This window comes from Rhodococcus sp. 06-1474-1B, from assembly GCF_002258885.1.
In the GTDB taxonomy this organism is placed as follows: Bacteria; Actinomycetota; Actinomycetes; order Mycobacteriales; family Mycobacteriaceae; genus Rhodococcoides; species Rhodococcoides fascians.
Genome location: NZ_NOYR01000025.1, coordinates 31,318 through 57,006, shown reverse-complemented (window position 1 = coordinate 57,006; position 25,689 = coordinate 31,318). Strand labels below are relative to the sequence as shown.

Annotated in this window: 24 protein-coding genes; 14 read left to right on the top strand and 10 right to left on the bottom strand. The window is 65.1% G+C overall.

Annotated elements, in window-relative coordinates; genetic code table 11:
- Window positions 1-21 precede the first annotated feature (21 nt).
- The gene (locus CH266_RS14955; protein ID WP_032366735.1) at window positions 22-414 is read left to right on the top strand and encodes an ankyrin repeat domain-containing protein; all 393 of its coding nucleotides are present in this window, start codon (window positions 22-24) and stop codon (window positions 412-414) included.
- An 11-nt stretch (window positions 415-425) separates the two neighbouring features.
- Entirely contained in the window at window positions 426-1,679 is a 1,254-nt protein-coding gene (serS, locus tag CH266_RS14950) for a serine--tRNA ligase (RefSeq protein WP_094715605.1), read from the top strand.
- Window positions 1,680-1,686: 7 nt separating this feature from the next.
- Here serS and CH266_RS14945 read toward each other — a convergent pair whose 3' ends face one another.
- Window positions 1,687-2,571 (bottom strand): hypothetical protein, encoded by an 885-nt coding sequence (locus CH266_RS14945; RefSeq protein ID WP_094715604.1) that lies wholly within the window; start codon window positions 2,569-2,571, stop codon window positions 1,687-1,689.
- Window positions 2,572-2,671: 100 nt separating this feature from the next.
- On the opposite strand from CH266_RS14945, the gene CH266_RS14940 reads away from it, so the two are divergent.
- Entirely contained in the window at window positions 2,672-3,412 is a 741-nt protein-coding gene (locus CH266_RS14940; protein ID WP_032371702.1) for a lysophospholipid acyltransferase family protein, read from the top strand.
- A gap of 9 nt (window positions 3,413-3,421) precedes the next feature.
- On the top strand, window positions 3,422-3,907 hold the full coding sequence (locus CH266_RS14935) for a GNAT family N-acetyltransferase (RefSeq protein WP_094715603.1): 486 nt from the start codon (window positions 3,422-3,424) through the stop codon (window positions 3,905-3,907).
- A gap of 25 nt (window positions 3,908-3,932) precedes the next feature.
- Here the strand turns inward: CH266_RS14935 and CH266_RS14930 are convergent, their stop codons facing one another.
- Window positions 3,933-5,348, bottom strand: a complete 1,416-nt coding sequence (locus CH266_RS14930; RefSeq protein WP_255175920.1) for a sensor histidine kinase — start codon at window positions 5,346-5,348, stop codon at window positions 3,933-3,935.
- Window positions 5,345-6,028, bottom strand: coding sequence for a response regulator transcription factor (locus CH266_RS14925; RefSeq protein WP_094715601.1), 684 nt, complete (start codon window positions 6,026-6,028; stop codon window positions 5,345-5,347). The genes CH266_RS14930 and CH266_RS14925 overlap by 4 nt, the downstream gene beginning before the upstream one ends.
- Before the next feature lie 127 nt (window positions 6,029-6,155).
- On the opposite strand from CH266_RS14925, the gene CH266_RS14920 reads away from it, so the two are divergent.
- On the top strand, window positions 6,156-6,749 hold the full coding sequence (locus tag CH266_RS14920; RefSeq protein ID WP_141214536.1) for a hypothetical protein: 594 nt from the start codon (window positions 6,156-6,158) through the stop codon (window positions 6,747-6,749).
- A gap of 80 nt (window positions 6,750-6,829) precedes the next feature.
- Here the strand turns inward: CH266_RS14920 and CH266_RS14915 are convergent, their stop codons facing one another.
- From CH266_RS14915 to CH266_RS14890, 6 genes are all read right to left on the bottom strand, one after another.
- Window positions 6,830-8,179 (bottom strand): HNH endonuclease signature motif containing protein, encoded by a 1,350-nt coding sequence (locus CH266_RS14915; RefSeq protein WP_094715599.1) that lies wholly within the window; start codon window positions 8,177-8,179, stop codon window positions 6,830-6,832.
- A 309-nt stretch (window positions 8,180-8,488) separates the two neighbouring features.
- Window positions 8,489-9,082 (bottom strand): DinB family protein, encoded by a 594-nt coding sequence (locus CH266_RS14910; RefSeq protein WP_094715631.1) that lies wholly within the window; start codon window positions 9,080-9,082, stop codon window positions 8,489-8,491.
- A 5-nt stretch (window positions 9,083-9,087) separates the two neighbouring features.
- Entirely contained in the window at window positions 9,088-9,831 is a 744-nt protein-coding gene (locus tag CH266_RS14905; RefSeq protein WP_027494825.1) for a CPBP family intramembrane glutamic endopeptidase, read from the bottom strand.
- A 19-nt stretch (window positions 9,832-9,850) separates the two neighbouring features.
- On the bottom strand, window positions 9,851-11,149 hold the full coding sequence (locus tag CH266_RS14900; RefSeq protein ID WP_371828185.1) for a YhgE/Pip domain-containing protein: 1,299 nt from the start codon (window positions 11,147-11,149) through the stop codon (window positions 9,851-9,853).
- Between the two features lie 147 nt (window positions 11,150-11,296).
- Window positions 11,297-11,809: a peptide-methionine (S)-S-oxide reductase MsrA gene (gene msrA, locus CH266_RS14895; protein ID WP_094715598.1), complete on the bottom strand. Its 513-nt coding sequence runs from the start codon at window positions 11,807-11,809 to the stop codon at window positions 11,297-11,299.
- Window positions 11,810-11,864: 55 nt separating this feature from the next.
- A complete protein-coding gene (locus tag CH266_RS14890; protein WP_094715597.1) occupies window positions 11,865-12,896 on the bottom strand; it encodes an NADP-dependent oxidoreductase in 1,032 nt (343 codons plus the stop codon).
- A 75-nt stretch (window positions 12,897-12,971) separates the two neighbouring features.
- Here CH266_RS14890 and CH266_RS14885 point away from each other — a divergent pair, with 75 nt between their 5' ends.
- Window positions 12,972-13,808 (top strand): Cof-type HAD-IIB family hydrolase, encoded by an 837-nt coding sequence (locus CH266_RS14885; protein ID WP_027494821.1) that lies wholly within the window; start codon window positions 12,972-12,974, stop codon window positions 13,806-13,808.
- Window positions 13,809-13,886: 78 nt separating this feature from the next.
- Here CH266_RS14885 and CH266_RS14880 read toward each other — a convergent pair whose 3' ends face one another.
- Window positions 13,887-16,073 carry an N-acetylmuramoyl-L-alanine amidase gene (locus CH266_RS14880; protein WP_094715596.1) on the bottom strand — a complete coding sequence of 729 codons (2,187 nt, stop codon included), beginning with the start codon at window positions 16,071-16,073 and terminating at the stop codon, window positions 13,887-13,889.
- A gap of 181 nt (window positions 16,074-16,254) precedes the next feature.
- Between CH266_RS14880 and cobM the strand changes: the two genes are divergently transcribed.
- From cobM to CH266_RS14840, 8 genes are all read left to right on the top strand, one after another.
- Window positions 16,255-16,998 (top strand): precorrin-4 C(11)-methyltransferase, encoded by a 744-nt coding sequence (gene cobM / locus CH266_RS14875; protein WP_094715595.1) that lies wholly within the window; start codon window positions 16,255-16,257, stop codon window positions 16,996-16,998.
- A complete protein-coding gene (gene cobF / locus CH266_RS14870; protein WP_176457102.1) occupies window positions 16,995-17,744 on the top strand; it encodes a precorrin-6A synthase (deacetylating) in 750 nt (249 codons plus the stop codon). Before cobM ends, cobF begins: the two co-directional genes overlap by 4 nt.
- A gap of 67 nt (window positions 17,745-17,811) precedes the next feature.
- Window positions 17,812-19,041, top strand: coding sequence for a UDP-galactopyranose mutase (glf, locus tag CH266_RS14865; RefSeq protein ID WP_032366753.1), 1,230 nt, complete (start codon window positions 17,812-17,814; stop codon window positions 19,039-19,041).
- Window positions 19,038-20,945: a glycosyltransferase gene (locus tag CH266_RS14860; protein ID WP_094715594.1), complete on the top strand. Its 1,908-nt coding sequence runs from the start codon at window positions 19,038-19,040 to the stop codon at window positions 20,943-20,945. Before glf ends, CH266_RS14860 begins: the two co-directional genes overlap by 4 nt.
- On the top strand, window positions 20,923-21,459 hold the full coding sequence (locus CH266_RS14855; RefSeq protein WP_176457101.1) for a phosphatase PAP2 family protein: 537 nt from the start codon (window positions 20,923-20,925) through the stop codon (window positions 21,457-21,459). The genes CH266_RS14860 and CH266_RS14855 overlap by 23 nt, the downstream gene beginning before the upstream one ends.
- Window positions 21,456-22,361, top strand: coding sequence for a decaprenyl-phosphate phosphoribosyltransferase (locus tag CH266_RS14850; protein ID WP_027494814.1), 906 nt, complete (start codon window positions 21,456-21,458; stop codon window positions 22,359-22,361). Before CH266_RS14855 ends, CH266_RS14850 begins: the two co-directional genes overlap by 4 nt.
- Window positions 22,339-24,204 (top strand): flagellar motor control protein ZomB, encoded by a 1,866-nt coding sequence (zomB, locus tag CH266_RS14845; protein ID WP_441347059.1) that lies wholly within the window; start codon window positions 22,339-22,341, stop codon window positions 24,202-24,204. Before CH266_RS14850 ends, zomB begins: the two co-directional genes overlap by 23 nt.
- A 213-nt stretch (window positions 24,205-24,417) precedes the next feature.
- The gene (locus tag CH266_RS14840) at window positions 24,418-25,428 is read left to right on the top strand and encodes an alpha/beta hydrolase (protein WP_174557192.1); all 1,011 of its coding nucleotides are present in this window, start codon (window positions 24,418-24,420) and stop codon (window positions 25,426-25,428) included.
- The last annotated feature ends 261 nt before the right edge of the window (window positions 25,429-25,689 follow it).

The following is a 25,689-nucleotide window of genomic DNA, read 5'->3' as shown; positions in this document are numbered from 1 at the left end:
GCCCGAGTATGTTCGGTCGACATGAGCGACCCAACGGGTGACGACGACCTCAGTGAGCTGGCCGGTCGACTGTTCGCAATGGCACGTACCGGTGACGCCGTCGGTCTGGCGAGTTACGTCGACGCCGGAGTTCCGGTGAATCTGCACAACGAGTCGGGGGACACCCTGCTCATGTTGGCCGCCTATCACGGTCACGCCGATGCGGTACGGGTGCTGGTCGAACGCGGTGCCGATGTGAACAAGGCCAACGACAAGGGCCAGAGCCCACTCGCGGGCGCTGTGTTCAAAGGCGAGGACGAGGTGGTGCGGCTGCTCGTCGACGGCGGAGCCGACCCACACGGCGGCCACCCGTCGGCGATCGACGCAGCCACGATGTTCGGACGCGAGGACTACCTGGGCTTGCTCGGCAAGTAAGGTTTGCTCTCGTGATCGACCTGAAAATGCTTCGCGAGAACCCCGACGCAGTGCGCGCCTCGCAGCGCACCCGAGGCGAGGACCCCGCTCTCGTCGACGCTCTTCTGGACGCCGACGCCTCCCGCCGCGCCGCTGTGTTGGCCGGGGATCAGCTGCGTGCCGAGCAGAAGGCGCTGGGCAAGAAGGTCGGCAAGGCTTCGGCCGAGGACCGTCCCGCGCTGCTGGCCGGGGCATCGGAACTGGCCGCGAAGGTCAAGGCGGCCCAGGCAGCCGAGGCCGAGGCCGACGCAGCTCTCGACACGGCTCACCGGGCGATATCCAACATCGTCGAGGAGGGAACGCCCGCGGGCGGCGAGGACGACTTCGTGCTGCTCGAGACCGTCGGCGACGTCCCCGAGTTCGACTTCGAGCCCAAGGATCACCTGGAACTCGGCGAGTCGCTGAACCTGATCGACATGGAACGCGGAGCCAAGGTGTCGGGCTCACGCTTCTACTTCATGACCGGCTACGGCGCGTTGCTGCAGCAGGGGCTGCTTCAGCTCGCCGCGCAGAAGGCCGTCAAGAACGGGTTCACCATGATGATCCCGCCGGTTCTCGTGCGGCCGGAGATCATGTCGGGAACCGGCTTCCTCGGCGCACACGCAGACGAGATCTACCACCTCGAAGCCGACGACCTCTACCTCGTCGGAACCTCCGAAGTTGCTCTCGCGGGCTACCACTCGGGCGAGATCATCGACCTCGCCGACGGCCCGAAGCGCTACGCCGGTTGGTCGTCGTGCTTCCGTCGTGAAGCGGGCAGCTACGGCAAGGACACCCGCGGCATCATCCGCGTCCATCAGTTCGACAAGATCGAGATGTTCTCGTACATCAAGCCCGAGGACGCGGCGGCCGAGCACCGGAAGCTGCTGCAGTACGAGAAGGAAATGCTCGCCGCAGTCGAATTGCCCTACCGCGTCATCGACACAGCAGGCGGAGACCTCGGGTCCTCGGCCGCGCGCAAGTTCGACTGCGAAGCATGGGTCCCCACGCAGAAGGCATACCGCGAGCTCACCTCGACCTCGAACTGCACGACCTTCCAGGCCCGACGCCTCGGCGTGCGATACCGCGACGAGAACGGCAAGCCTCAGACCGCCGCCACCCTGAACGGCACCCTCGCCACCACGCGGTGGATCGTGGCGATCCTCGAAAACCACCAGCAGGCCGACGGCACCGTCCGAGTTCCCGAGGCCCTCGTGCCCTTCGTCGGGACCGATGTCCTGAAGTAATTCAGGATCAGGCGATGTCGCCGATGCAGTAGCCCTCGCCGCCGACCGCCAGCAGGAACGTGCGGTTCTGGTACACCCCCGAGGCGTCGATGATGTCGGCATTGACCTGCGTGTAGACGCCGTTCTGGGCCGTCACGAACACACTGTCGGGATCGAACGAGGTGATGCTCGGCAGAATTGCCGGATTCTCGGCCAGAGGTGGGGCAGTAGGAGACCCGGTGCCGTTCGGATCCCACGTGCCGCGGCTGTCGCACACCAGCGGGTAGCTCTCTTCGACGTCGCCCCGATTGACGGGGATACCGGCGATGCGTCCCAGATAGCGGTCGACGGTATAGACCGCGTCCGTCGCGTCGAACACCGGCGTCGTGCCGGTGGGATAGACGGTAGGGCAGGCGTAGCCTGACGCGATCTCGCTGCGTTTGATGGCGACCGTTGCCGTGGGTCCGGTCCACGTCACCGCGTACTGACCGTCGATCGCGGGAGCCGCCACCGCAGCGAGGATGGCGCCGGTGTCGAAGTACATCGTCGGAATGTCGGTCGGCGGCACAGTCCAGCACCTCGCGGTGACGACACCTATTCCGCCGCCGGTGAGATCGTTGACGAACGGCCGTAGTGCCGCGGCGGCCGCAGGATTTCCGGGGGCTTCGCCGACGGGCGGACCCGGTGGGATGGGCGGCGGTGCCGGGGTGGTGGTGGGCTCTGGGGTGCTCGACCCGGCGGCATTCGCGGACTCGGCGGTGGACCCTGCACTGCCGCTGGACGGGGCTGCGGCCTGATCGGATGGGATCCCGACCGCGGAATCGCAGGCACCGACCAGCGCAATCAATGCGATCAGCGGCAGCGCGGTTCGGCAGACTCGGCTGCGCCGTGGTGAAGCCGCTCTGTTCTTCACGTGAATTCTCTCCCCCGTAGCTTCTCGAACTGCGCACGACCCAACCGCGCTCCTGGCCGGACCTTTCTCCGACCCCGTCCACCGACTACGCTAACCGACTGTGGAACCCGTCTACCGATCAGTCATCGGCATCGCTCGCACAGTGTTCGCGTTCGAGGGCCTGAAGTTCGAGGTCGAGGGCGAGGACCACATCCCTGCTACCGGTGGAGCGGTCATCGCCGTCAACCACACCGGATACATGGATTTCACCTACGCCGGGTTGCCGCCGCGGCGAGTGAAGCGCTACATCCGCTTCATGGCCAAGAAGGAAGTCTTCGACAACAAGATCTCCGGCCCCATCATGCGCGCACTCAAGCACATCCCCGTCGACCGCGGTGCCGGTGCGCAGTCGTACAAGGCGGCCGTCGACAGTCTGCGTAAGGGCGAACTCGTCGGCGTGTATCCCGAAGCCACCATCAGCCGGAGCTTCGAGATCAAGGAATTCAAGTCCGGTGCAGCGCGGATGGCCATCGAGGCCGGCGTCCCCATCATCCCGACGGTCATTTGGGGTGCGCAGCGAGTGTGGACCAAGGGCTACCCGAAGCGACTGGGCCGCACCAACACTCCGATCTCCATTGCCGTCGGTGAACCGATCGCGCCGGTCGGGCCGCCGAACGAACTGACCGACAAGCTGCGGTCGGTCATGCAGAAGATGCTGCTCGAGCTTCAGGAGGGCTACCACCACGAGCCCGGCGCGTACTGGGTTCCGGCCCGACTCGGTGGCAGTGCCCCGACCCTGGAGGAAGCCGACAAGCTCGACGCCCAGGATCTGGCGGCGCGCGCAGCCAAGCGCGTCGAGTAGTCGGCGGGCATGAACCTCCGCGGTGAACGGGTCGTGTTGCGGCCGATCAACGCTGAGGACGTGCCGGAGCTACGCCGAATACTGCACACCCCCGAGGTGCATGCGCGGTGGGGTGACGAGGACATCGACGAGAACTGGCCATTCGACAACCCTGAAGAGACCCGCCTGGTTGTCGAATTGGACTCCGCGACAGTAGGTTTGATCCAGTACGGCGAAGAGACCGACCCGATGTACCGGCACGCGTCGATCGACATCTTCCTCGATCCGGCGGTACACGGCCGCGGCGTCGGAAAGGACGCGGTAGGCACACTGGTGCGCTACCTGACAGTCGATCTCGGTCATCACCGCCTGGTGATCGATCCCGCCGCCGACAACGCAATGGCGAAAGCCTGTTACAGCGCAGTCGGTTTCGAGGCGGTCGGAATCATGCGCAAGTACGAGAAGGGGCCGGACGGCTGGCACGACAGCCTGCTGATGGACTTGATCGTCGAATAGCTGACATGTTCGCGATTTCAGGTGCTCACGCGTTCAGGGGGAGAGTCAGCCGGAATCGCGCGCCCGAAGGCCCTGCGAGGCAGACGAGTTCGCCGCCATGGGCGCGTGCCAGTGTTCGAGCGATCGACAGCCCCAGTCCGACGCCGCCGGACGCTCGGTCACGGGCGGAGTTCAGCCTGACGAGCCGTTCGAAGATGCGCTCACGGTCTGCCTCTGCGACACCCGGTCCTTCGTCGTCCACGGTGACGAATGCGTGGGTGTCCCTGCCGACCGCTACCCGAATCGTGCCGCCGGACGGGGTGAAACGACCGGCATTGTCGAGTACGTTCGACAGGATCTGTTCGATGCGTCCGACGTCGATGTGAACCGGAATCGGTTGCGCAGCATCGACATCGAACCGAATATCCGGCATCAGCAGCGCAGCTCGCTCCACGGTGCGGCGGGTGGTGTCGACGAGATCGATATCGGTTGCGTCGAGATCCGACGTGTTCTCCGCACGAACGGAATCGAGCATGTCGCCCACCAATCGTGACGCCCTGCTCGATTCCCCGACCAGCAGCTCGCTCCAGCGTGCGACTCGATCGGGGCGATGCTCGGCGTCGCGCTGCAGCGACTGCGCCAACGCCGAGATCCCGGCGACGGGAGTGCGCAGCTCGTGTGCGGCGTCGGCCAGAAAGCGCCGCATGTCCTCCTCGGCGAGGCGGGCTGTGCGCGCCGCTGCTGCCTCGCGGCGCTCGGCGTCCTCGAGGGCGTCGAGCATCTCGTCCACGGCCGAGGCAGTACGGCCGAGGTCGGTGTTCGGTTTGGTGGGAAGCAGACGTCTACCCCTGTCGCCGTTGGTTATTCGGCGTGCGACCGATGTCATCGAGTCCAGCGGGGACAGTGCTCGCCGCACGGCAAAGGTCAGCGCAGCGGCGGCCAGTAGCAGCGTCACAGCACCCGCTCCCAGCATGAGGATGCGCAGTTGTCGCCGAACATCGGCGATGGCGGTGGTATCGCCGAGGAGAGACAGCGTCGAACCGTCGGGCAACGGTTCGGTGATCTCTAACGAATCGGACGGGGGCGCAGGAGGATCCGGCGGACCAGGGGGACTGGGAGTTCGCGACTGGCCCGCAGGCGGAGCCGGGGTGGCAGGCCGGATGTCCGGGCCAGGCGGTCCGCTGCCGGGAGCGCCGTACACCGTGCCGTCCGCAGCCGTGACCCGAACTCGGATGGCGTCGCCCTGCAGGGCCTGCACCAGATCCCCGGGCCCGACGCCGCTCTCCACGAGCTCGACAGCCCGAGTGGCCCGGTCCGACAACCGCGCCTCCAGATCACGCCGAAGCTGTTGACCCAGAACGACATCCACCGACGAGCCGACAATCACCAGCAGTGCCGCGAACAACACGACGACGGTGGCGACCACCCGCATCCGAAGCGACGGGGTCGGCGTCCGCTTCACTGCGGAGCCCGCAATGCATAACCCAAGCCGCGGACGGTATGGATCAACCGCGGCCCATGCGCTTCCATCTTGCGACGCAACGCACTGATGTGAACTTCCACCAGGTTCCCGTCGTACGCGCCGTAGCCCCAGACCGATTCCAGGATAGAGGTTTTGGAGACAGTACGTCCGCGCTGTGCGACGAGGAACGTGGCCAAACGGAGCTCCGTCGCCGTCAGATCGAGAACCTGACCTGCCCGAGTGACCACTCCGGCGGGCTCGTCGACCAGTAGATCACCGACCTGGACCGCGTCGGACGAACGACCGCGACGCCGCAGCACGGATTTTGCGCGGGCGACCACCTCGTCGAGTTGGAAGGGCTTGACCACGTAGTCGTCAGCGCCGTCGCCCAGGCCCCGCAACCGGTCGGCCAGCTGATCTTTCGCGGTGACCATGATGATGCCTGCGTCGCTGCTCTGCCGGACGACGTCGATGAGATCGAACCCGTCCCGTGCACCGGGCAGCATGACGTCGAGGATCACGACATCGGGACGGAAGCCTGCCATCGTGGTCTCGAAGTCGTCGCCGTCGGGTAGGGACACGGCGGTGAAACCCGCGTCCTCGAACGCGGCCACGAGCGCTTCCCTGATGGGTAACGAATCCTCTACCACCAAAACCCGGGGAGCGGAACTGTATGTCATGCCTCGATTGTCACCCACCAGCTGAAGTGATCCTGAAGATGCGCTCGGCTTCAGGGTGACTTCAGCTAGCGGCGGCAGTGTCGGTGACAGACCGAAACGAACGACGCAGTCCGAACAAGGAGTGAACGTGAACGATCAGACCCAACCGATTCCCGCCGCATCGAACCCCGAGCCCGGCACCGCTCGGGAGAACAAGCCCAAGCGGTGGAAGGGACGTGTGCCGCTGGCCGCGACCGCAGCAGCGGGACTTGCCATCGGAGCCCTGGTGACGGCGGCTGTGTTCGCAGCCACCGGACCCGCCGCCTCGCCTGGCGTGTCGACCGTGGCGTCGTCGTCTGCCCTCGGACAGCGAACCGATGGCGGCGGCGGGTCCGATGTGCCTGCTGTACCGACAAGCCCCGAGGCGACGGATTCCGGCGACGGATCTACGGTCCCCGCGGTTCCGACGCCACCGGGACCCGCGGACGGAACAACTCCGGCCGTGCCGGATAACGGCGCAACTCCGCCTGCCCCGCCCGCGGGTGGTCCGGGCAAGGGCGGACCGGGCGGGCCACTGTGCGCTCCGGCCGGTGCGACGCCCCCGGCTCCGGCTGATGGTGCGACGCCTCCCGCACCGCCGACTCCGGGTGCCGAGGGTGACGGTGCCACGCCGCCTGCACCGCCCGCTCCGGCTGACGGTGCGACGCCTCCCGCACCGCCAGCAGCTCCCTCGGGTTCCTGAGCCCAATCTCTTCCAACCCCGCACCGTGTTCTCGGTGCGGGGCTGGTGTGTTTGTGTGGGGCTGGTGCGTTTGCGCGGGCCTAGGCGATGTGAGGGCCTGCTCGGGCGTGGGATTGTCTCGGTTGTCGGTAAGGGTCGACGGATGCCGGGGGTACGAACCAGGGGTGCTGATCGGTGCCGATGAACACTTCCCAGTCGGAGTGGTGAACGAGGCGGTGATGAAACCCGCACAGGAGGACGAGGTTGTCCATGTCGGTGGGTCCACCGTCGGCCCAGTGCCAGATGTGGTGACTTTCGGTCCAGGCGGCGGGTTTTCCGCAGCCGGGGAACGCGCACCCGTGATCGCGGGCAGTCAAGGCGCGTTTCTGTTTCGCGGTGACGGTGCGCGCGGTGCGGGCGAGGTTGAGTGGGTTGCCGTTCTCGTCCATGACGATGGCGGTGAGGAGGCAATCGCAGGCCAGTTGGCGGGAGGTCTCGCGGGAGAGGGGCCCCATCCAGGGCAGCCACCCGACCGAAGTGCCGTCACCGAACAGGTCACGATACGCACCACGATTCGCGCCAGGGTCACGATCTACACCCTCACCGTCACTCCGGCTATCACCCTCGTTGTCGGATTGTTCTGCAGCGCGGGTGGTTTCGTCGTCGGTGATGTCGCTGTTGTTCTGGCCGCTCTGGCTTTGGAGGTCTCGTAGTCGGATGTGCAGGTTGACGTGTGGTTTTTCGCCGCCTTCGGTGGGGCGGTCACTGGAGGCGAGGTAGCGGTCGAGGATGTGCCCGAAGGCGTCGGCTCTGCGCTTGGCGGGGCTGCGGTCGTCTGGGGTGCCGTCTGCGGCGGGTCGGGGTTCGGTCAACGGCGAAAGCGCGGTGAGCAGTTTCTCGCCGGTGATCGCATCGAAATCACCTTTCAACACCAGCCGCCCGTTCAAGGTCTTCGAGGCGAAGAGTTCGTTGCGGTCGGTGTCTTCGGCGGGCGGCTTCTTACCGGCGAAGGTGTCCTGCAACTTGGTGATGGCTGCGCGGATGCGGTGGGTACGGGCTTCGGGCCCGGTGGCGGCGGCGATCAGAGCTTTACGAGCGAGATCGCGGCCCTCTTGGGGGAGGTTCTTCGGGGGTGTTTCGGCGAAGGTGAGGATCAGGGCGGCGTGGTCGACGGACATGACGCCGGTGTTCACGGCGTCGGCGATGTCGGGGAAGTTCTTCAACCCGCGAGCGAGGGCCACGATCTTGTTCGCTTTGCTCGGGGTGAGGAGGGTGGTGGAGGTGAGCCACCCTGCGGGTCCGGGGAAGCCGAGCTTCTCGCGGCTCACGCGGGTGTCGATGTCGGCGACGAGAGCGATGCGCCGTGCTTCGAGCAGTTGGATCTTGTGGGAGACATCAGCAGCGTCGGCGAGGAGTTCGCTTTCGCTCAGTTGCCAGGTCTCCGTGGTCATGGAGATAAGTGTATCGAACGTGTGTTCGATGCGCAATGATGGTGCAATCGAAAACTATTGCTGTGCATAAGTATTCGGGAATCAGAACCTGTCGATGCTCTGTGGTAAGCGCGCCACGCAATTGTGTACATGCACTTCATTGACGAAGCCCGCGCCGTCGGACGGTCTGGTTCGGATCTCGGAACCTGCTGCACCACAGACCACTCGCCGCCCGTAGCAGGAGTCATCGGCGGACGATGTCCGCATCGATTGTGGTATGACTGGAATTTGTGGGTGCCTCTTCGTCGAACGGAAGGGCAGGTCAATCCGTCAGGTCGTCGGCGAATTCCGATCAGCTTCTTGCGCAACGGTTTCCAGCTCGGATCGGTATTGATCCCACCAGGCTGCGTCGCCGTCGGCCATGTTCTCGTTGCCATGACGCATTCCGACGGTCTGGTCGATGAGTTCGCGGACGATGTCTGCGTGCCCCGCGTGCCGGTTGGTCTCGGCGATCATCTGGACCAGGACTCGGTGCAGCGTCACTTCTTGTTTGTCCGCAGGCCAGTGCAGGACGCGTCCCGCTGCATCCAGGTCGAGTGAATCGATGGTCTTGTCGGCATACGTCCACGCCTCGCGGTACAGGGCGACAATGGATTCCGACGATTCTTCGGCGGTGGCCCACATGTCGGAATTCAGCCGGGCCATGCCCTCTGCTTCCAATTCCGCGAAACGAGCTGGAAACTCACGACCGAACGTGAGGCCGAAGTAGCCGTATTCGACGATGGCGAGGTGTTTGACCAACCCCAAGAGGTTGGTTCCCGTCGGCGTCATCGGTCGTCGCTTCTGGTATTCGGTGAGGCCGTCGAGCTTCCACAGCATGTTCTGGCGAGCGATCCGAAGGTATTGGTGCAGCTCGTTTTTCATGTCGTTCAGCTCGTGGATGCGTGCCACACGAGTGCTGCGGCCAGTGCGCCGAGTCCGTTCAACGACCAGTGCAGGGCGATGGGTGCGATGAGACTCCCGCTTCGACTGCGCAGCCAGGTAAAGACGACCCCGGCGGCGGCGGTCGCGACGACTGCGAGCGCGATCCCGACGATCTGCCCGAACAGTCCGCCGCCGAGAAATCCGCTGAGACCCACGTTCCCGGCGGTCAGGCCGAGCGAGGACGCGATGTGCCACAGACCGAAGAGCAGGGACCCTGCCGCGAAGACTCCGCGTGCACCGTAGATGCGGCCCAACGTGCCGTGCAGCACTCCACGGAACGCAAGTTCTTCCGGGATGACCGTTTGCAGCGGGATGACGATCATCGAGGCGACCAGCGCCGCGGAGATGGTGGCATAGCGATCGGCCATGAAGAAGGGCCGCGTCATCGGCAGCAATGCACCGATGGCGATGACGGTCAGGACGATGCCGACGGCACCGAGTGCGTAGAGCGAACCCGTCTTCCATTGCTTGGGTGACAGTCCCAGCTCGGCCCATCCGAGTCCGCGACGGTTCGACAGGATCACCAGGAGAACGGCGGCGATCGGAACCGTCGCGATACTCGCCCACACCGTGGTGAAGTGTGCGATGAGGTTGGTGCCCACGAGCACGAGAACGACGATGGCGACGTCGAGGTAAGCGCGGACGGCCCGTCGAGGTGCGACGCTCCCGGCTGGGTTGACAGCAAGCATTGGATCGAGTGTACCGGCGTCAGCTGATGACACCCGGAGAATCGAGGCTTCTGTCGAGGCCCTTACGGTCGTAGAGAAGGGTGAACACCAGGCCGAACACGAGCCCGATGAGCAGCCCGAGGGACGTCATACCCACCGAATGCAGCAGGCCGGCGTCGGGCGAGGCGTTGAAGTACAGGATCGATCGGGTGCCGAGGAAGATCTGATGCATCGGCTCGAACTGGGCCAGCCACGTGAAAATCGGCGGGCTCGCCTCGAGAGGAATCGTGCCACCCGAGGACGGCAGGGCCAGGATGATGAAGACGACCAAGTTGACCAGCAACCCTGCTGTGCCGAATGCGGACATCACCGCCAGCGCCGTGAATCCGACGGCGGTGATCGCGAACGCGCCGTACATCCACAGGGTCCACGCATGGGTGATGGGCATGCTCAGCAAGTGGCTGATCAGTAGGTACAGGGCGGATACGAGCATGGCCAGAACGAACATCACCAGCCACTTGACCAGCAGCGTCTGGAACCGGCTGATCCGGGTGGGTCCGCGGTGGATGTACTTCGGGCCGATTTCGGTTGGAGTGAACCCCAATAAGCCGTCGACGAGGGTGCTGACGATGGTCGCACCGGTGAATCCCGCCAAGACGAGCAGTAGCGCGTAGTAGAACGCAGACAGGCCACCGCCGGTGCCGTCGGGAAGTGGATCGTGCTGGGCAACAATCACATCGATCGGCTGCGCCAACGTCAGAGCGCTCGCGCCGGCCAGGGGAGTGTCGCCGAGCTGCTGGCGAACCTGATCGGTGATCTGTTGGCCCACGGTCTGATTCACCGATTCGAATGCCGGAGTGGCCACTCCGGTCACGAGCGACATTCCGAAGCTACCCGCCCGTGGATTGGTGTAGACGGTGATGATCGGCTTCTCGATATCACCGGGAATGATGCTGCCCTCGGCCAGGATTCCCATTCTCTTGGTGAAATCACTGGGGATGACGATGGAGCCGTAGACCTCGGCCGTGGACAGCAACGATTCGGCCTGCGCAGGGCCGACCTCGCGGAACGCGACCTTCTCGGAATCGACGTTCTGAATCAATCCGTCGACGATGTCGTTGCCGATATTGCGTTGCTCACCCGCAAGGGTGTCGCCCTCGTCCTGGTTGACGATCGCAATGGGCAGATCGTGCAAGTTACCCCGTGGATCGAGAACGCCGCCCAGATACAGTGCCGCGAGAAACGACATGAGGGTCGAGACGACAAGGATCGGAGCGAGCCAGAAGCGCGGCGAACGAAGGACGTCGGCCATCGACCGAGGGGTTCTGTCGGGTGTCACCGGATCAGTGTCGCAAGTTCGGCTGCTACGTGCGCGGTAGTTCTACCTGTGGACCGTCGACCGTCCGGAATGGGCGTTACGACCACCCATGTGAGTGGAACTTCGTAGCAGGCTACGAAGTTCCACTCACATGCGGCGCAGCCGCTCCTAGGCGGTTGCCCGACGCGGCAGTTTCCAGTCCGGGCGAACCCAGTGGCAGGTGTAGCCCTCGGGGTACTTCTGCAGGTAGTCCTGGTGCTCGGGCTCGGCTTCCCAGAAATCTCCTGCCGGCGTCACCTCGGTGACGACCTTGCCCGGCCACAGCCCCGACGCGTCGACATCGGCGATCGTGTCCTCGGCCACGCGCTTCTGCTCGTCGTTCAGGTAGAAGATGGCTGAGCGGTAGCTGGCTCCGATGTCGTTGCCCTGACGATTCTTCGTGGTGGGGTCGTGGATCTGGAAGAAGAACTCCAGCAGATTCCGGTACGACGTCTGGGTGGGGTCGTAGATCACTTCGAGGCCCTCGGCGTGGTTGCCGTGGTTGCGGTACGTCGCGTTGGGGACTTCGCCGCCGGTGTAGCCGACGCGAGTGGAGACCACCCCGGGCAGCTTGCGGACGAGCTCTTCGGCTCCCCAGAAGCATCCTCCGGCGAGAATGGCGGTTTCGGTGGCTGCAGACATGTGCTCTCCTAGTTCTCTATCGAGCGATACGTGGGGTTCAACGAACGAGTCGTCCTCATAATTCCGAATCGTGGGTGCGTTCGCCGACCTCGAGGACGAGTTTGCCGGTATTGGCACCGTCGAACAACAGGTTGAGCGTCGATCCGAACGCCGTGATTCCGCCGATCTCGATCTGCTCGCGCGCGGTCATCTTGCCGCTGGTGAGCAACTCCGACAGAGCGTCGACGCCTTCCTGGTAGCGGTCGAGATAGTCGAAGATGATGAACCCGGTCATCGACGCACGGTTGATCAGCAGGGACAGGTAATGCGCGGGTCCGGGCTGCGGTTCGGTGGCGTTGTAGCCGGAGATGGCCCCGCACAACACCACTCGCGCACCCCTACGCAGGCGCGAGAGCGCCGCATCGAGAATCTCGCCGCCGACGTTGTCGAAATAGACGTCGATGCCCTTCGGTGCGGCGGCCTTCAGGGCCTTGTACACCGACTCGTTCTTGTAGTCGATCGCCGCGTCGAAGCCCAGCTCCTCGGTGAGCCAGGCGCACTTCTCGGGTCCGCCGGCAATCCCGATCACGGTGGCTCCCTTGGCTTTCGCGATCTGACCCGCGATGCTGCCGACGGCGCCAGCCGCCCCGGAGATGACGACGGTGTCGCCCTCGGCCAGCTTGCCGACGTCCATCAACCCGAAGTAGGCCGTCAATCCTGGGAAGCCGAGGGCACCGAGCCAGGTGGGTGCCGGTGCGATCGATTCGTCGACCTTCTGCACTCCCGATCCGTCCGAGATCGCATGCTCGGTGACGCCGAACGACCCCGAAACAACCTCGCCCACAGCGTAATCCGGATGCCGGGACTCGAGGACGCGGCCGACGGCATGAGCACGCATCACCTCACCGATGCCGACGGGAGGCACATACGAGCGCGCATCGTTGAGCCAACCGCGCATGGCGGGATCGAGGGAAACGTAGTCGACGGTGACGACGAATTCGCCGTCGCCCGGGGTGGGGATGGGTTCCTCGGTGAGATCCCACGTCGACTCGTCGGGACGCCCCACGGGCCGCTGAGCCAAGCGGATCTGACGGTTCACGGATGTCATCTACCGTTCCTTCCACATCGAAGACGTGCATGTCGAAAACAAGGTCCTTCGACACTAGGGCAGAATGACGTCACGATGACCAACGCGCCGAACACCACCCGCCTCGCCCCTCGCCTCGTCGCCAGCGATGTCGACGGGACCCTGCTCGACCAGCACGAACGTGTCAGCGAACGCACCAAGCGAGCTGTCGCAGCCGTCGTAGCGGACGGAGTGCCGTTCGTGCTGTCCACCGGCAGGCCGCCGCGGTGGATCCACCCCGTCGTCGACGGTCTCGGATACGCGCCGATGTCGGTGTGCGCCAACGGTGCGGTCATCTACGACGCGGCCACCGATCGCGTTCTCAGTGCGGAGACCCTCGATGTCGAGACGTTGCAGTGGCTGGCCGACGTCGCGTACCGCGCGCTACCCGGCTGCGGTCTCGCGGCCGAGCGCGTCGGCCGATCGGCGCACGACGCGGCGACGCCGCAGTTCGTCAGCTCGCCCGGCTACGAGCACGCGTGGCTCAACCCCGACAACGTCGAGATGTCCGAGGACGACGTCGTCGACGTCCCCGCGGTGAAGCTGCTGATACGACTGTCGGGATCGACCAGCGGCCACATGGCAAACATTCTCTCGCCGCTGATCTCCGGCCGCGCCGACCTGACCTTCTCCACCGACAACGGCCTCATCGAACTGTCGGCCCCGGGCGTCACGAAGGCGTCGGGCCTGGCGAAGGTCGCCGAGACCCTGTCCGTGGACGTCGCCGACATCGTCGCCTTCGGGGACATGCCCAACGACGTCCCGATGCTGTCGATGGTCGGCCTGGGCGTCGCCATGGGCAACGCGCATCCGGCCGCCGTCGCCGCCGCGGACGAAGTGACCGTCACCAACGCAGACGACGGAGTGGCGCAGGTACTCGAACGCTGGTGGTGATTCGTTGGTAGAGCGGCGCATCGAACACGACAAGGGCCGAGTCACCACGGTGACTCGGCCCTTGTCGACTGTCTGAACTCAGCCCGCGGGTGCGGGCTCCGGTGCCGGAGCGGGCTCGGCAACAGGTGCCGGCTCCACCGGCGCGGCGACCGGCTTCTGCATTTCTGCGTTGTACGTGTCGTTGTACGTCTTGATCACCGTGGTGACGATTCCGGTGAGCTCGTTGAAGATCAACGAACCGTTCTCGAAGTCCGTGCGGAAGCCCTCCGGCACCTTGAACTCGTCGGTGATCGGCAGACCGAGGACGCCGTCGACGCCACCCTGCTGCAGGTACTGCTGGAAGATCTTGCCGATGACGGCCACAGCCTGTCCGGCCATGTTGGTGATGATCTCGCCGTTCTGGAACTGCGCCTTCTCACGGCCGCCGCTCACCTGCACCAGGCCGCTCACCGGCACACCGAGTGAGCCGGTCTCGCCGCCCGAGGCCAACCACTTCTGCGCGACGGGGCTCGTCGACGCCAGGCGCTGCAATTCTGCGACCAGGGCCGGGATGTTCTCGCCCAGAGTCGAACTGACGTCCGTGCCCGGGCGTGACGGTGCCGGGTCGGTCACCGCGGTATCCGGTGCGGTGGCATCGGGCGCGGTCTCGGGTGCTGCCGGTGTGACATCGCCGCCACCGCCGAGGTTCGCGGCCGCGATGTCGCGGATCTCCCCGAGCCTGGCGTATCCGGCATCACCGGGGCATTCGGTGTTGCCGACGTCGCGGTGACCGAAGATCACCGGCAGGTCGACGCTCTTGCCTTTACCGATGAACGTGAAATCCGTTCCCTCGGAGGTCATCGTCGTGGTCCCCTTGGGATCCAGACCTGCCTTGCCGAGTCGCCACCCGAGGAACTTGCCGACCGAATCGACGGTCTCCTGCGACGGATCCTGAGTGGAGTAGTCGCCCATCATGGCCACTCCGACGGTGTTCTCGTTGAATCCACCGGCGTGCGCACCCTGGACCGGCTTGTCCAAGCCGCCGGCGCGACCCTCGAAGATCTGGCCGTACTTGTCGACCAGTGCGTTGTAGCCGATGTCGCACCAGCCCAGAGTCTGTGCGTGGTACGCGTAGATGGCGCGGACGATCTCGGCCGACTCGGACTTCGAGTAGTCGTTGCTGCCTGCGGTGTGGTGCACGGTGGCACCGCCGATGAAATCGTCGATTGTCGGGTTGGCGCAACGGATCGACTCGTCGGCACCCCACTGGGCGCGGGTGATGACGTTGGGACCTGCATCGCCCGCCACCGGAGTAGCGAGGTCGCTCAACGCCGAATCGGCGGGGGACGTGCCGGGGGTGATGAGCACGGCGCTGATGTCGCTCACTGCCGACGCCAACTGCTCGGCCGACACCTCAGGAGCGGCGTCGGGCGCAGCAGGCTCTATCGGTGCCGGATCCTGTTGGCGCAGCGGCTTGCTCGACGACGCGGGTGTGTAGCCCAAAGGCTGCTCCGCAACGGCGGGAGCAGGCGCAGGTGCGGAGGCATCGGAAGGCAGCGGAACAACCGGGACCTCCGGAACCGGCCGCGTCGCAAAGCTTTCGGGAGCAGCGCTGCTCGTCAGCGGAGTCAACAGCACCTGCACGGCCTTGGTGAGTCCCACGAAGATCGGTTCGGTGCCGTGCTTTTCCGCAGCGGGAACGGCGTCGCTCGCAGTGGTATCCACCGGTGCGGTCTGCAGCCACGGGCCCCAGGATCCGTCCTCGAGCTGACGTCGAACCTGCGCGCTCGCGCCGTTCAGCTGCTCGGAGGTCAACGCCACCATGCTGAACGGGGTGTCCTGCGAGATTTCCTTGACTGCGGCTCCGAGCGGCGGCCCGGTGGGGTCGGCAGCTTCAGGATTGACCGGTGCCGAGGCGTCCACCCTGGGGATCGGGGCCTGCGCGGTTGCGCCACCCGGAGCCGGCGTCGTGAGACCCGGGATGTCGGGAATCTCGATCGGCGGGATCACGATGGAGTCCGGCAGCGGCAGGTATTTCAGATCGGAGAGCCGCAGATCGGGCAGCGGCAGGCCGGTGAGCTCCTGCAGCGGAATGACGATGTCCGGCGCAGCGCTCAGCGCGGTCTCGACGATCTTCGTCGGCACGGTGACCGGGGTTGTCTCGTTGGCCGGTCGAACTCCGGTGGTCGTGCTGTCTGTCAGCCCTGCGACCGCAAACGGGGTCGCGACGGCGAGTAGTGCGACAGCACCGAGAACGATCGACGGCTTCGTTCGACGGTTCGGCAAGGCGGTACTCCCTGGTTGGTGGTAGGTACGCGTCGTAGGATCTCCATTGCTGAACAACATGAATCACATCAGCAACATGAGTCCCATCAGACACAAGGCTAAACCTTAGCTTGACAGTTAGCCACAGCCGGGAAGTTCCAGTGGCGCGGCGCGTCGTACACGTCACCTACGCTTTCCACCTGTGACTGTGCACTTCATCGGAGCCGGACCCGGAGCGGCAGACCTGCTCACGCTGCGGGCCGTCGAGTTCCTGCGATCCAGTCCGGTGTGTGTCTACGCCGGTACCTACATCGACGACGCGATCCTCGAACATTGCTCCGCAGGCACCCGGCTGGTCGACACCGCGAAACTCGACCTGGATGCCATCACGGAAGAGCTGGTCGCCGCCCACGAGCGTGGGGAGGACGTCGCGCGCCTATGTTCGGGGGACCCGTCCCTCTACTCCGCTCTGGCGGAGATGTCCGCTCGACTCGACACCGCAGGCGTGCCCTGGGACGTCACCCCTGGCGTTCCGGCCTACGCGGCCGCAGCCGCCGCACTGGGTGTCGAGCTGACCGTTCCCGAGGTGACGCAATCGGTGGTCCTCACTCGCGCGCAGGCCCGCTCGACGGCGATGCCGGACACCGAGGCGCTGGCCAACTTCGCGGCTACTCGCGCGACGTTGGCTTTGCATCTGGCCATCACCCGCACCCGCATCATCGCCGACGAGTTGGCGCAGTTCTACGGCTCGGACTGCCCCGCCGCGGTCGTCTTCCATGCCAGCAAGCCCGACGAGATCGTTCTGCGCGGCACTCTGGCCGACATCGCCGACCAGGTCGAGGCCGCCGGCCTTCGTCAGGCCGCAGTGATCCTCGTCGGTCCTGCTCTGGCTCGTCGCGTCGTCGCCGAATCCCACCTGTACGACGCCTGCCGGGACCGCTCGTGAAAATCCATCTGATCGGCATCGGCGGTGGACATCCGGACCAGGTGACCGTCCAGGCCGTCGAGAAGCTGCGGGCCGTGGACGTGTTCATCGTGGCCGACAAGGGCGCGTCCGTCGGGGATCTGGCAGCAGCCAGGCAGGAGATCCTCGAGCGCCACCACGGTGGCAGCTACCGGGTCATCGAGGTGCCCGACCCCCCACGCGACCGGTCACCTCGGCAGTACGAGACCGCCGTCCTCGATTGGCACGACGCCCGCGCCCGGGCGTACGCCGACGTGCTCGACGGTCTCGCCGACGGCACCGTCGTCGGGTTTCTCGTCTGGGGCGACCCGGCGCTCTACGACAGCACCATCCGCGTCGTCGAGCGGTTGGCTGCACTGCGCGGCGACATCGAGTTCGATGTCACACCCGGCATCTCCAGCGTGTCCATGCTGGCGGCGAGTCATCGACTCGTGCTCAATCGCATCGGGGGCCCGATCGTCATCACCACCGGCAGGAACCTGGCCGGCGACGTCGCAGCCGGGCTGGACAACCTCGTCGTCATGCTCGACGGCAACCTTGCCTGCAGTGCGTTGACCGGCGCAGGGTGGGGCATCCACTGGGGAGCCAACCTGGGTACGACCGACGAGAAGCTGGTGGCCGGGCCGCTCGACGACGTGCTCGACGACATTCGCCGCGCCCGCGCCGAGGTCAAAGAGGCGCACGGCTGGGTGATGGATACCTACCTGCTCCGACGCCTGCCAGGTTGACACCGGACCGGCCGGGCGGTGCCTGGCGGGGTGGAGCCGTCACGATCGTCGGATACCCTGGTTGCCCGTGACTGCTGTAAGCCCCGAGACCACCTCTTCCGACGCCACCGCGACCGGCCGCTACGACCTCATCGTCGTCGGATCCGGGTTCTTCGGTCTGACCGTGGCAGAACGCGCGGCGTCCCAGCTGGGCAAGCGTGTTCTCGTTCTCGACCGACGGCACCACCTGGGCGGCAACGCGTACTCGGAGGCCGAGCCCGAGACGGGTATCGAGATCCACAAGTACGGTGCGCACCTGTTCCACACGTCCAACAAGCGCGTGTGGGACTACGTCAACCAGTTCACCGACTTCACCGGCTACCAGCACCGCGTCTTCGCGCTGCACAACGGTCAGTCGTACCAGTTCCCGATGGGCCTGGGGCTGATCTCGCAGTTCTTCGGAAAGTTCTTCTCCCCGGCCGAGGCGCGGGCCCTGATCGAGGATCAGTCCAGTGAGTTCGACTCCAAGGACGCGCAGAACTTCGAGGAGAAGGCGATCTCGCTGATCGGGCGTCCGCTCTACGAGGCGTTCATCCGGGACTACACGGCCAAGCAGTGGCAGACCGATCCGAAGGAACTGCCCGCGGGCAACATCACCCGGTTGCCGGTGCGCTACACCTTCGACAACCGCTACTTCAACGACACCTACGAGGGGCTGCCGGTCGACGGCTACACCGCGTGGCTCGAGAACATGACACGCGACGAGAAGATCGACGTTCGCCTGAACACCGACTGGTTCGATGTACGCGACGAGTTGGTCGCGGAGAGCCCGAACGCCCCGATCGTCTACACCGGGCCGCTGGACCGCTACTTCGACTACTCCGAGGGCGAACTGGGCTGGCGCACCATCGATTTCGAGACCGAGGTGCTCCCGGTCGGCGATTTCCAGGGAACGCCGGTGATGAACTACAACGACGGCGACGTGCCGTTCATTCGGATCCACGAGTTCCGCCACTTCCATCCCGAGCGTGAGTACCCGACCGACAAGACGGTCATCATGCGCGAGTTCTCGCGTTTCGCCGAGAGCGGCGACGAGCCGTACTACCCCATCAACACCCCCGACGATCGGCAGAAGCTCGAGGCGTACCGCAACCGCGCGAAGGCCGAGACGGCCTCCAACGGTGTGCTGTTCGGTGGTCGACTCGGCACGTACCAGTACCTCGACATGCACATGGCCATCGCGAGCGCACTGAACATGTACGACAACACCCTGGCCCCGCACTTCGAGACCGGCACCGCCCTGGCGGGGGACAAATGACCGCCAAGCACCTGCTCGAGGACGGGGTTGCAGACGTCGCGCCGGTCCTCGGAAAATCGCTGTTGCAGCGTGTACTGCTGCCCCGTTCGGGTGAGCCGCTCGACGTGCGCACGCTGTACCTCGAAGAAGCGACCACCAATGCCAAACGCGCGCACTCGCTCTCGCGTACCTCGCTCACCATCGGCGGCGAGTCCGAGGTGTCGTTCTGCACCTACTTCAACGCATTCCCGGCGAGCTACTGGCGTCGCTACAGCGTCCTGAAGTCCGTGGTGCTGCGCGTCGAGGTGTCCGGCCACTGCCGAATCGACGTCTACCGGTCCAAGGCCGATGCGTCGCGCATCCACGTCGAGGGCCGCGAGGCCGTGGACGGCGATGCGGCGCAAGAGTTTCTGATCGACCTCGGACCGTTCGAGGACGGCGGGTGGATCTGGTTCGACATCACCTCCGATTCCGAGGTGGTCCTCGAGAGTGCCGGTTGGTACGCGCCGATCGACGCTCCCGGTGAGGCGACCGTCGCCGTGGGTATCCCCACATTCAACCGACCGACCGACGCCGTCAAAGCGCTTGTCGCCCTTGGCTCGGACCCGTTGGTGCTCGATGTGATCCAGGCCGTGATCATGCCGGATCAGGGCACCCGCAAGGCGAAGGACGAACCCGGCTTCGACGAGGCCGCAGCTGCGCTCGGTGGCCGTCTCGCGATCCACGATCAGGCGAACCTCGGTGGGTCCGGCGGCTACAGCCGCATCATGTACGAGGCGCTGAACAACACTGCCTGCCAACACATTCTGTTCATGGACGACGACATCGAGATCGAGCCCGACTCGATTCTGCGGGCGTTGGCGATGTCGCGATTCGCAAAGGTGCCCACGCTCGTCGGCGGCCAGATGCTGAATCTGCAGGCGCGTAGTCACCTGCACGTCATGGGTGAAGTGATCGACCGCGGGAACTTCATGTGGGCCGGCGCGCAGAACGTCGAATACGACCACGACTTCTCCGAGGATCCGCTGCGCACCAGCAAGCTGCTGCACCGCCGCATCGACGTCGATTACAACGGCTGGTGGATGTGCATGATCCCGCGCGTCGTCGCCGAGGAACTCGGGCAGCCACTGCCCCTGTTCATCAAGTGGGACGACGCCGAATACGGCTTGCGTGCACGCGAAGCCGGCTACCCGACGGTGACGCTGCCGGGTGCCGCGATCTGGCACATGGCGTGGAGCGACAAGGACGACGCCATCGACTGGCAGGCGTACTTCCACCTGCGTAACCGTCTCGTTGTTGCGTCGCTGCACATGCCCGGCGACGGCAAGGGCCTGGTTCTCGACACCATCAAGGCCACCGTCAAGCACCTGCTGTGCCTCGAGTACTCGACGGTCGCCATCCAGAACCTCGCGATCCGTGACTTCCTGGCCGGTCCCGAGCACATCCTGGAGATCCTGCCCACCGCATTGCCGACGGTGCACGCACTGCGCAAGGAATTCCCCGACGCCGTCGTTGTCGGCAGTTCCACGGAGTTGCCGCTCGCATCGGGTGAGGAAGTCGGAGCCGTCGGCCTGCCGACCAACCCGATCTCCAAGGTCCGTCGTCTGGCCAAGGGCTTGCTGCACAACGTCAAGCCTGCGCACGAGCAGCACCACGAGCGTCCGCAGCTCAACGTGCCGACTCTCGACGCACGCTGGTTCCTGCTGTCCCAGGTCGACGGCGTCACCGTCACGACGGCGGACGGCCGAGGCGTCGTCTACCGCAAGCGCGACCGCGCGCAGGCGGCGGCATTGCTGAAGGAAGCGCTGTCGTTGCGCAAGCAGTTGGCAGCCGAATTCCCTGCGCTCAAGGCTCGCTACCGTGATGCCGTGCCGCACCTGACCAGTAAGGAAACGTGGGAACGTGTCTTTCGTTACCAGGCGTAAAGGCCAGACCGAGGTGCCGACCGAAGTGCGCATTCTCGAGAAGGTGCAGGCCACGGTCGGCAGCGCCTCCGGTGCGATCACCGTCGCGCGCGGGATGTCGCACTTCGGCGAACATGCCCTCGGCTGGGTGGCGATCGCAGGTATCGGCGCTGCTCTGGACGCGCCTCGGCGACGCCAGTGGGCGTCGGTGGCCGTCGGTGCCGTCGGATCGCATGCTGCGTCCATCGTCATCAAGCGCATCGTGCGCAGGCCGCGTCCCCACGATCCGGCCGTCCGGATCAATGTCTCGACGCCGAGCAAGCTGAGTTTCCCGTCGTCGCATGCGACATCCACCACAGCGGCTGCGGTTCTCCTCGGCCGCGTGACCGGGCTACCGTTACCGGCGGTCCTCGTCCCACCCATGTTGCTCTCGCGCTTGGTGCTCGGAGTCCATTACCCCACCGACGTGCTGGCCGGATCTGCACTCGGCGCGTTGACGGCTGCTGCCGTCGTGAAGTTCGAAGGAGACAAATGAGCGAGGATGCCGCACCCGTAGGCGCACCGCCGAAGAATCTGGCGGACGGCATCGTCAAGGCGCTTCGCCCGCGTCAGTGGGTCAAGAACGTGCTGGTCCTGGCCGCGCCGTTGGCGGCAGGCTCGGTCACCGATCGCGACGTGCTGCTGTCCGTCGCGCTCGCGTTCATCGTGTTCTGCTTCGCCGCCTCCGGTGTCTACCTGGTCAACGACGCCATGGACGTCGAAGCCGACCGCGCGCACCCCACCAAGCGGTTCCGGCCGATCGCTGCAGGAGTCCTGCCCGTCACGATCGCCTATGCGATGGCCGTGGTGTCGCTCGGACTCGCCGTCGGCCTGTCGTTCTTCGCGAACTGGAAGCTCGCGCTGGTCATCGGCGTCTACATCGTCATCCAGCTGGCGTACTGCTTCGGCCTCAAGCACCAGGCCGTGCTCGACATCTGCATCGTCTCGTCCGGCTTCCTGCTCCGCGCGATCGCCGGTGGCGTCGCTGCCTCGATCCCGCTCTCGCAGTGGTTCCTGCTGATCATGGCGTTCGGCTCGCTGTTCATGGCGGCAGGCAAGCGCTACGCCGAGCTGCAACTGGCCGAACGCACCGGGGCGAAGATCCGTAAGTCGCTCGAGAACTACACCACGACATATCTGCGCTTCGTGTGGACGCTGTCCGCGACGGCCGTTGTCATCTGCTACGGCCTGTGGGCTTTTCAACAGGACGCCGAAACGGACTCCAACTGGTTCGCCATCTCGATGATTCCGTTTACTATCGCAATCCTGCGATACGCAGTGGATGTAGACGGCGGCGAGGCAGGCGAACCCGAAGAGATCGCGTTGGGAGACAGGGTTCTCCAGCTACTCGCCATAGCGTGGATCGGAGTGGTTGGTGTCGCTGTCTACCTCGCCTGACCAGCGAGACACGCTAGAAGGCACCCCGGCACCGGCGGTCTCGACCAGGGCGGTCTTCTGGGTCGGGACCGTCGTCAGCGGTGCCCTGTTTCTGTGGGGTGCCTGGGAACGTCGCTGGATCGCCGACGACGGCCTGATCGTCCTGCGCACCGTCCGCAACCTGCTGGCGGGCAACGGCCCGGTGTTCAATGCGGGCGAGCGGGTCGAGACCAACACCAGCACCATCTGGACGTACCTCGTTTACGCGGGCAGCTGGCTCAGCGACGGCCGGCTCGAGTACGTGGTGCTGACGATCGCGCTCGTGCTGTCCACAGCAGCCGTCGTCATCGCGATGATCGGCACGTTCGCCCTGCGTGGGCGCACCGCGTCACGCACTCTCTTCCTCCCCGCCGGTGTACTCGTGTACATCGCGGTACCGCCGGCCCGTGACTTCGCGACGTCCGGGCTGGAGACCTGCCTGGTCATCTTCTGGCTGGCGGTTTTGTGGCTGCTGATGGTGCGGTGGGGGCAGCGCCGCGGAGGTGGCGTCGAGCTGCTGCTGCTGGCCTTCTTCGCGGGCCTGGGCCCGCTGGTGCGCCCCGAGCTGTCCATCGTGTCGGTTCTGGCACTGGCGATGATCTTCCTCGCCCCACAGACGTGGTTGTCGAGGCTGCGCGTGTTCGCATTCGCGGGCGCGGTTCCCGTGCTGTACCAAATTTGGCGTATGGGCTACTACGGCCTTCCGTACCCCAACACCGCAGTGTCCAAGGACGCCGGCGGTGCCAAGTGGTCGCAAGGGTGGGCGTATCTGACCAACCTGATGGGACCGTACCTACTGTGGCTCCCGCTGGTGCTGCTCCTGCTCGGTGCCGCCCTGTCGGTGACACGAGTGCGCCCGACGCTGCCCAGATCAGTGGGCGGCCTGCTCGCCGCGTTGCGCACGCCGACCGCTGTCGTCGTATTCGTGCTCGTCAGTGGATTGTTGCTCGCGGTCTACGCAATTCGAGTCGGTGGCGATTTCATGCACGGGCGAACATTGTTGCCCGCCCTGTTCACGCTGCTGTTGCCCATTTCGATATTGCCCGTCGCGCTCCCGCAACGATGGTCCGGTAATCGTGCGACTGCTGTTTTCGTCGCAGATGTATTCGTCTGGGGTGGGATCGTCGTCTGGGCTGTGATTGCGGCGAACACGACGGGAATGCCCCAGGGCTCGATCGTCGGACGAAGCGGAATCGTCGACGAACGAGCGTTCTATTCGCTCAACACCGGGCACGCTCATCCGATCCTGGCGTCGGACTATCTCGACTATCCGCGGATGCGGGCGATGGTTCAGGCGATCGACGACACCCCGGACGGCGGATTGCTGCTGCCGTCCGCGCAATTCACCTACTGGGATGTCGTCCCGCCGCCCCTCCCGATCCCCGAGGGTGGATTCGGTCACACCGTCTACTTCCTCAACCTGGGGATGACGAGCATGAACGTCGGCCTCGACGTGCGGGTCATCGATCAGATGGGGCTGGCGTACCCGTTGGCATCGCACACCGAACGCCTCGAGAACGGCCGCATCGGTCACGACAAGAACCTCTACCCGGACTGGGTCGTCGCCGATCTGGGGCTGGTCGGCATCCATCCGTACCTGCCCTGGTACATGGACGAGGACTGGGTGACCGAAGCTCAGGTGGCGTTGACCTGCCCGGACACCCAAGAAATGCTGACGTCCTACCGAGCACCGTTGACGAAGGATCTGTTCGTCCGGAATGTGAAACGTTCGTTGTTCTATGCCGGTTATCGATTCGACCGGGTGCCGAAATACGAAATACAGCGATGTGATCTTCCGGCACCTGTATTGAAGGCCGATAATTAGCCGACAGAACACGAGAAGATCACCGGGTTGCGCCGATTCGGTCTCGACGCGAAGATGAGCTGTCTCGATCCTGTAACGGACGACGTACTTCGTGCGATAAGTGCGGAGGATATGTATGCGCCAGACCCTGGGTCGGGCGCGTACATGATGAACTTGCGAGATCAATCGTTGATTGCGTAACCGATGTGACGAAGCTGCTGAGAGGTCGAGTGCATGCTGGGTAGATGGAAGAGCCGGTCCGGGGACAAGCGAGCGGGCTCCTGGGGACGCCGCGCCGCAACATCCATGCTGATGGCAGTGGTGCTACCACTGGGCTTGGCCGTGGCGGGCGGTGGCGCAACTGCCAACGCAGCGTTCGACGGCAACGCCATCGACGTCTGGACGGACTCGAGCATGGGCCCGATCAAGAGCCGGGTGTGGCGGGCAGCGGACGGTAACACCAACCGCGTCGTCTACCTGCTCGACGGCCTGCGCGCCACGACGGACATCTCGGGCTGGGAGCACGAGACCGACGCCGGAGCAGTTCTCGCCTCGTGGAACATCAACGTCGTCGAGCCGGTCGGTGGACAGTCGAGCTTCTACTCCGACTGGTACGCACCGTCCAACTTCAACGGTCAGAAGACCACCTACAAGTGGGAAACCTTCCTGACGCAGAACCTCCGCGAGAACCTGCGCGCGAACTACGGCTTCAACCCGAACCGCAACGGTGTCATCGGCATCTCGATGGGCGGCTCCGCAGCCCTCACGCTGGCTGCGTACCACCCGGACCAGTTCAGCTATGCCGGTTCGCTGTCGGGCTACCTGAACATCTCCGCACCCGGCATGCGCGAGGCGATGCGCCTGGCCCTGCTGGACTCCGGCCGCTACAACATCGACGCGATGTGGGGCCCGCCGTGGGATCCGGCGTGGCTGCGCAACGACCCGTTCGTCTTCGCGCCGCGCTTGCGTGACAACGGCACGCGCGTGTGGGTCTTCGCAGGCAGCGGTCTGCCCGGCGGTCTCGATCGCCCACAGAGCTTCATCGATTACTACAACACCGCGAACGGTATGGGCCTCGAGGCCATCGCCCTGGCGAACAGCCGTGCCTTCCAGATCCGCATGGCGAGCATCGGTGCCAACAACGTCACGTATGCGTTCCCGGCCGTCGGTACCCACCAGTGGGGCTACTGGGGCGAGCAGATCCGCGTCATGGCACCGGACCTGAGCGCCAACATCGGTAACTGATCCACCCGGCAGCGTTTGCTGTCGCAGTCCCCGCTTTCGGCCTTGTAGTGATATTTCACGACTTTTCAGGGCTGTTCAGCGGGGACCGCGCAGGATAGTCTCCTGTTTCAGAAACTCGCAGAGGCGAAACTGGGACGCTGATCACAGTTTTGCCTTGGAACCGCTCGATGGAATAACCTCCATCGAGCGGTTCGCCTGTTATGCAGCAGAACCTCGACGTTTCGACACACCACAGCTTCACCCCGGCCTCATGGGCCGTCA

Coding starts and splice junctions, on each gene's coding strand:
- CH266_RS14905 (WP_027494825.1), bottom strand. CDS start 9,831: ATGCTTGCTGTCAACCCAGCCGGGAGCGTCGCACCTCGACGGGCCGTC.
- CH266_RS14955 (WP_032366735.1), top strand. CDS start 22: ATGAGCGACCCAACGGGTGACGACGACCTCAGTGAGCTGGCCGGTCGA.
- CH266_RS14890 (WP_094715597.1), bottom strand. CDS start 12,896: ATGACATCCGTGAACCGTCAGATCCGCTTGGCTCAGCGGCCCGTGGGG.
- CH266_RS14935 (WP_094715603.1), top strand. CDS start 3,422: ATGAACCTCCGCGGTGAACGGGTCGTGTTGCGGCCGATCAACGCTGAG.
- CH266_RS14915 (WP_094715599.1), bottom strand. CDS start 8,179: ATGACCACGGAGACCTGGCAACTGAGCGAAAGCGAACTCCTCGCCGAC.
- CH266_RS14925 (WP_094715601.1), bottom strand. CDS start 6,028: ATGACATACAGTTCCGCTCCCCGGGTTTTGGTGGTAGAGGATTCGTTA.
- CH266_RS14860 (WP_094715594.1), top strand. CDS start 19,038: ATGACCGCCAAGCACCTGCTCGAGGACGGGGTTGCAGACGTCGCGCCG.
- CH266_RS14850 (WP_027494814.1), top strand. CDS start 21,456: ATGAGCGAGGATGCCGCACCCGTAGGCGCACCGCCGAAGAATCTGGCG.
- CH266_RS14840 (WP_174557192.1), top strand. CDS start 24,418: ATGCTGGGTAGATGGAAGAGCCGGTCCGGGGACAAGCGAGCGGGCTCC.
- CH266_RS14910 (WP_094715631.1), bottom strand. CDS start 9,082: ATGAAAAACGAGCTGCACCAATACCTTCGGATCGCTCGCCAGAACATG.
- msrA (WP_094715598.1), bottom strand. CDS start 11,809: ATGTCTGCAGCCACCGAAACCGCCATTCTCGCCGGAGGATGCTTCTGG.
- CH266_RS14885 (WP_027494821.1), top strand. CDS start 12,972: ATGACCAACGCGCCGAACACCACCCGCCTCGCCCCTCGCCTCGTCGCC.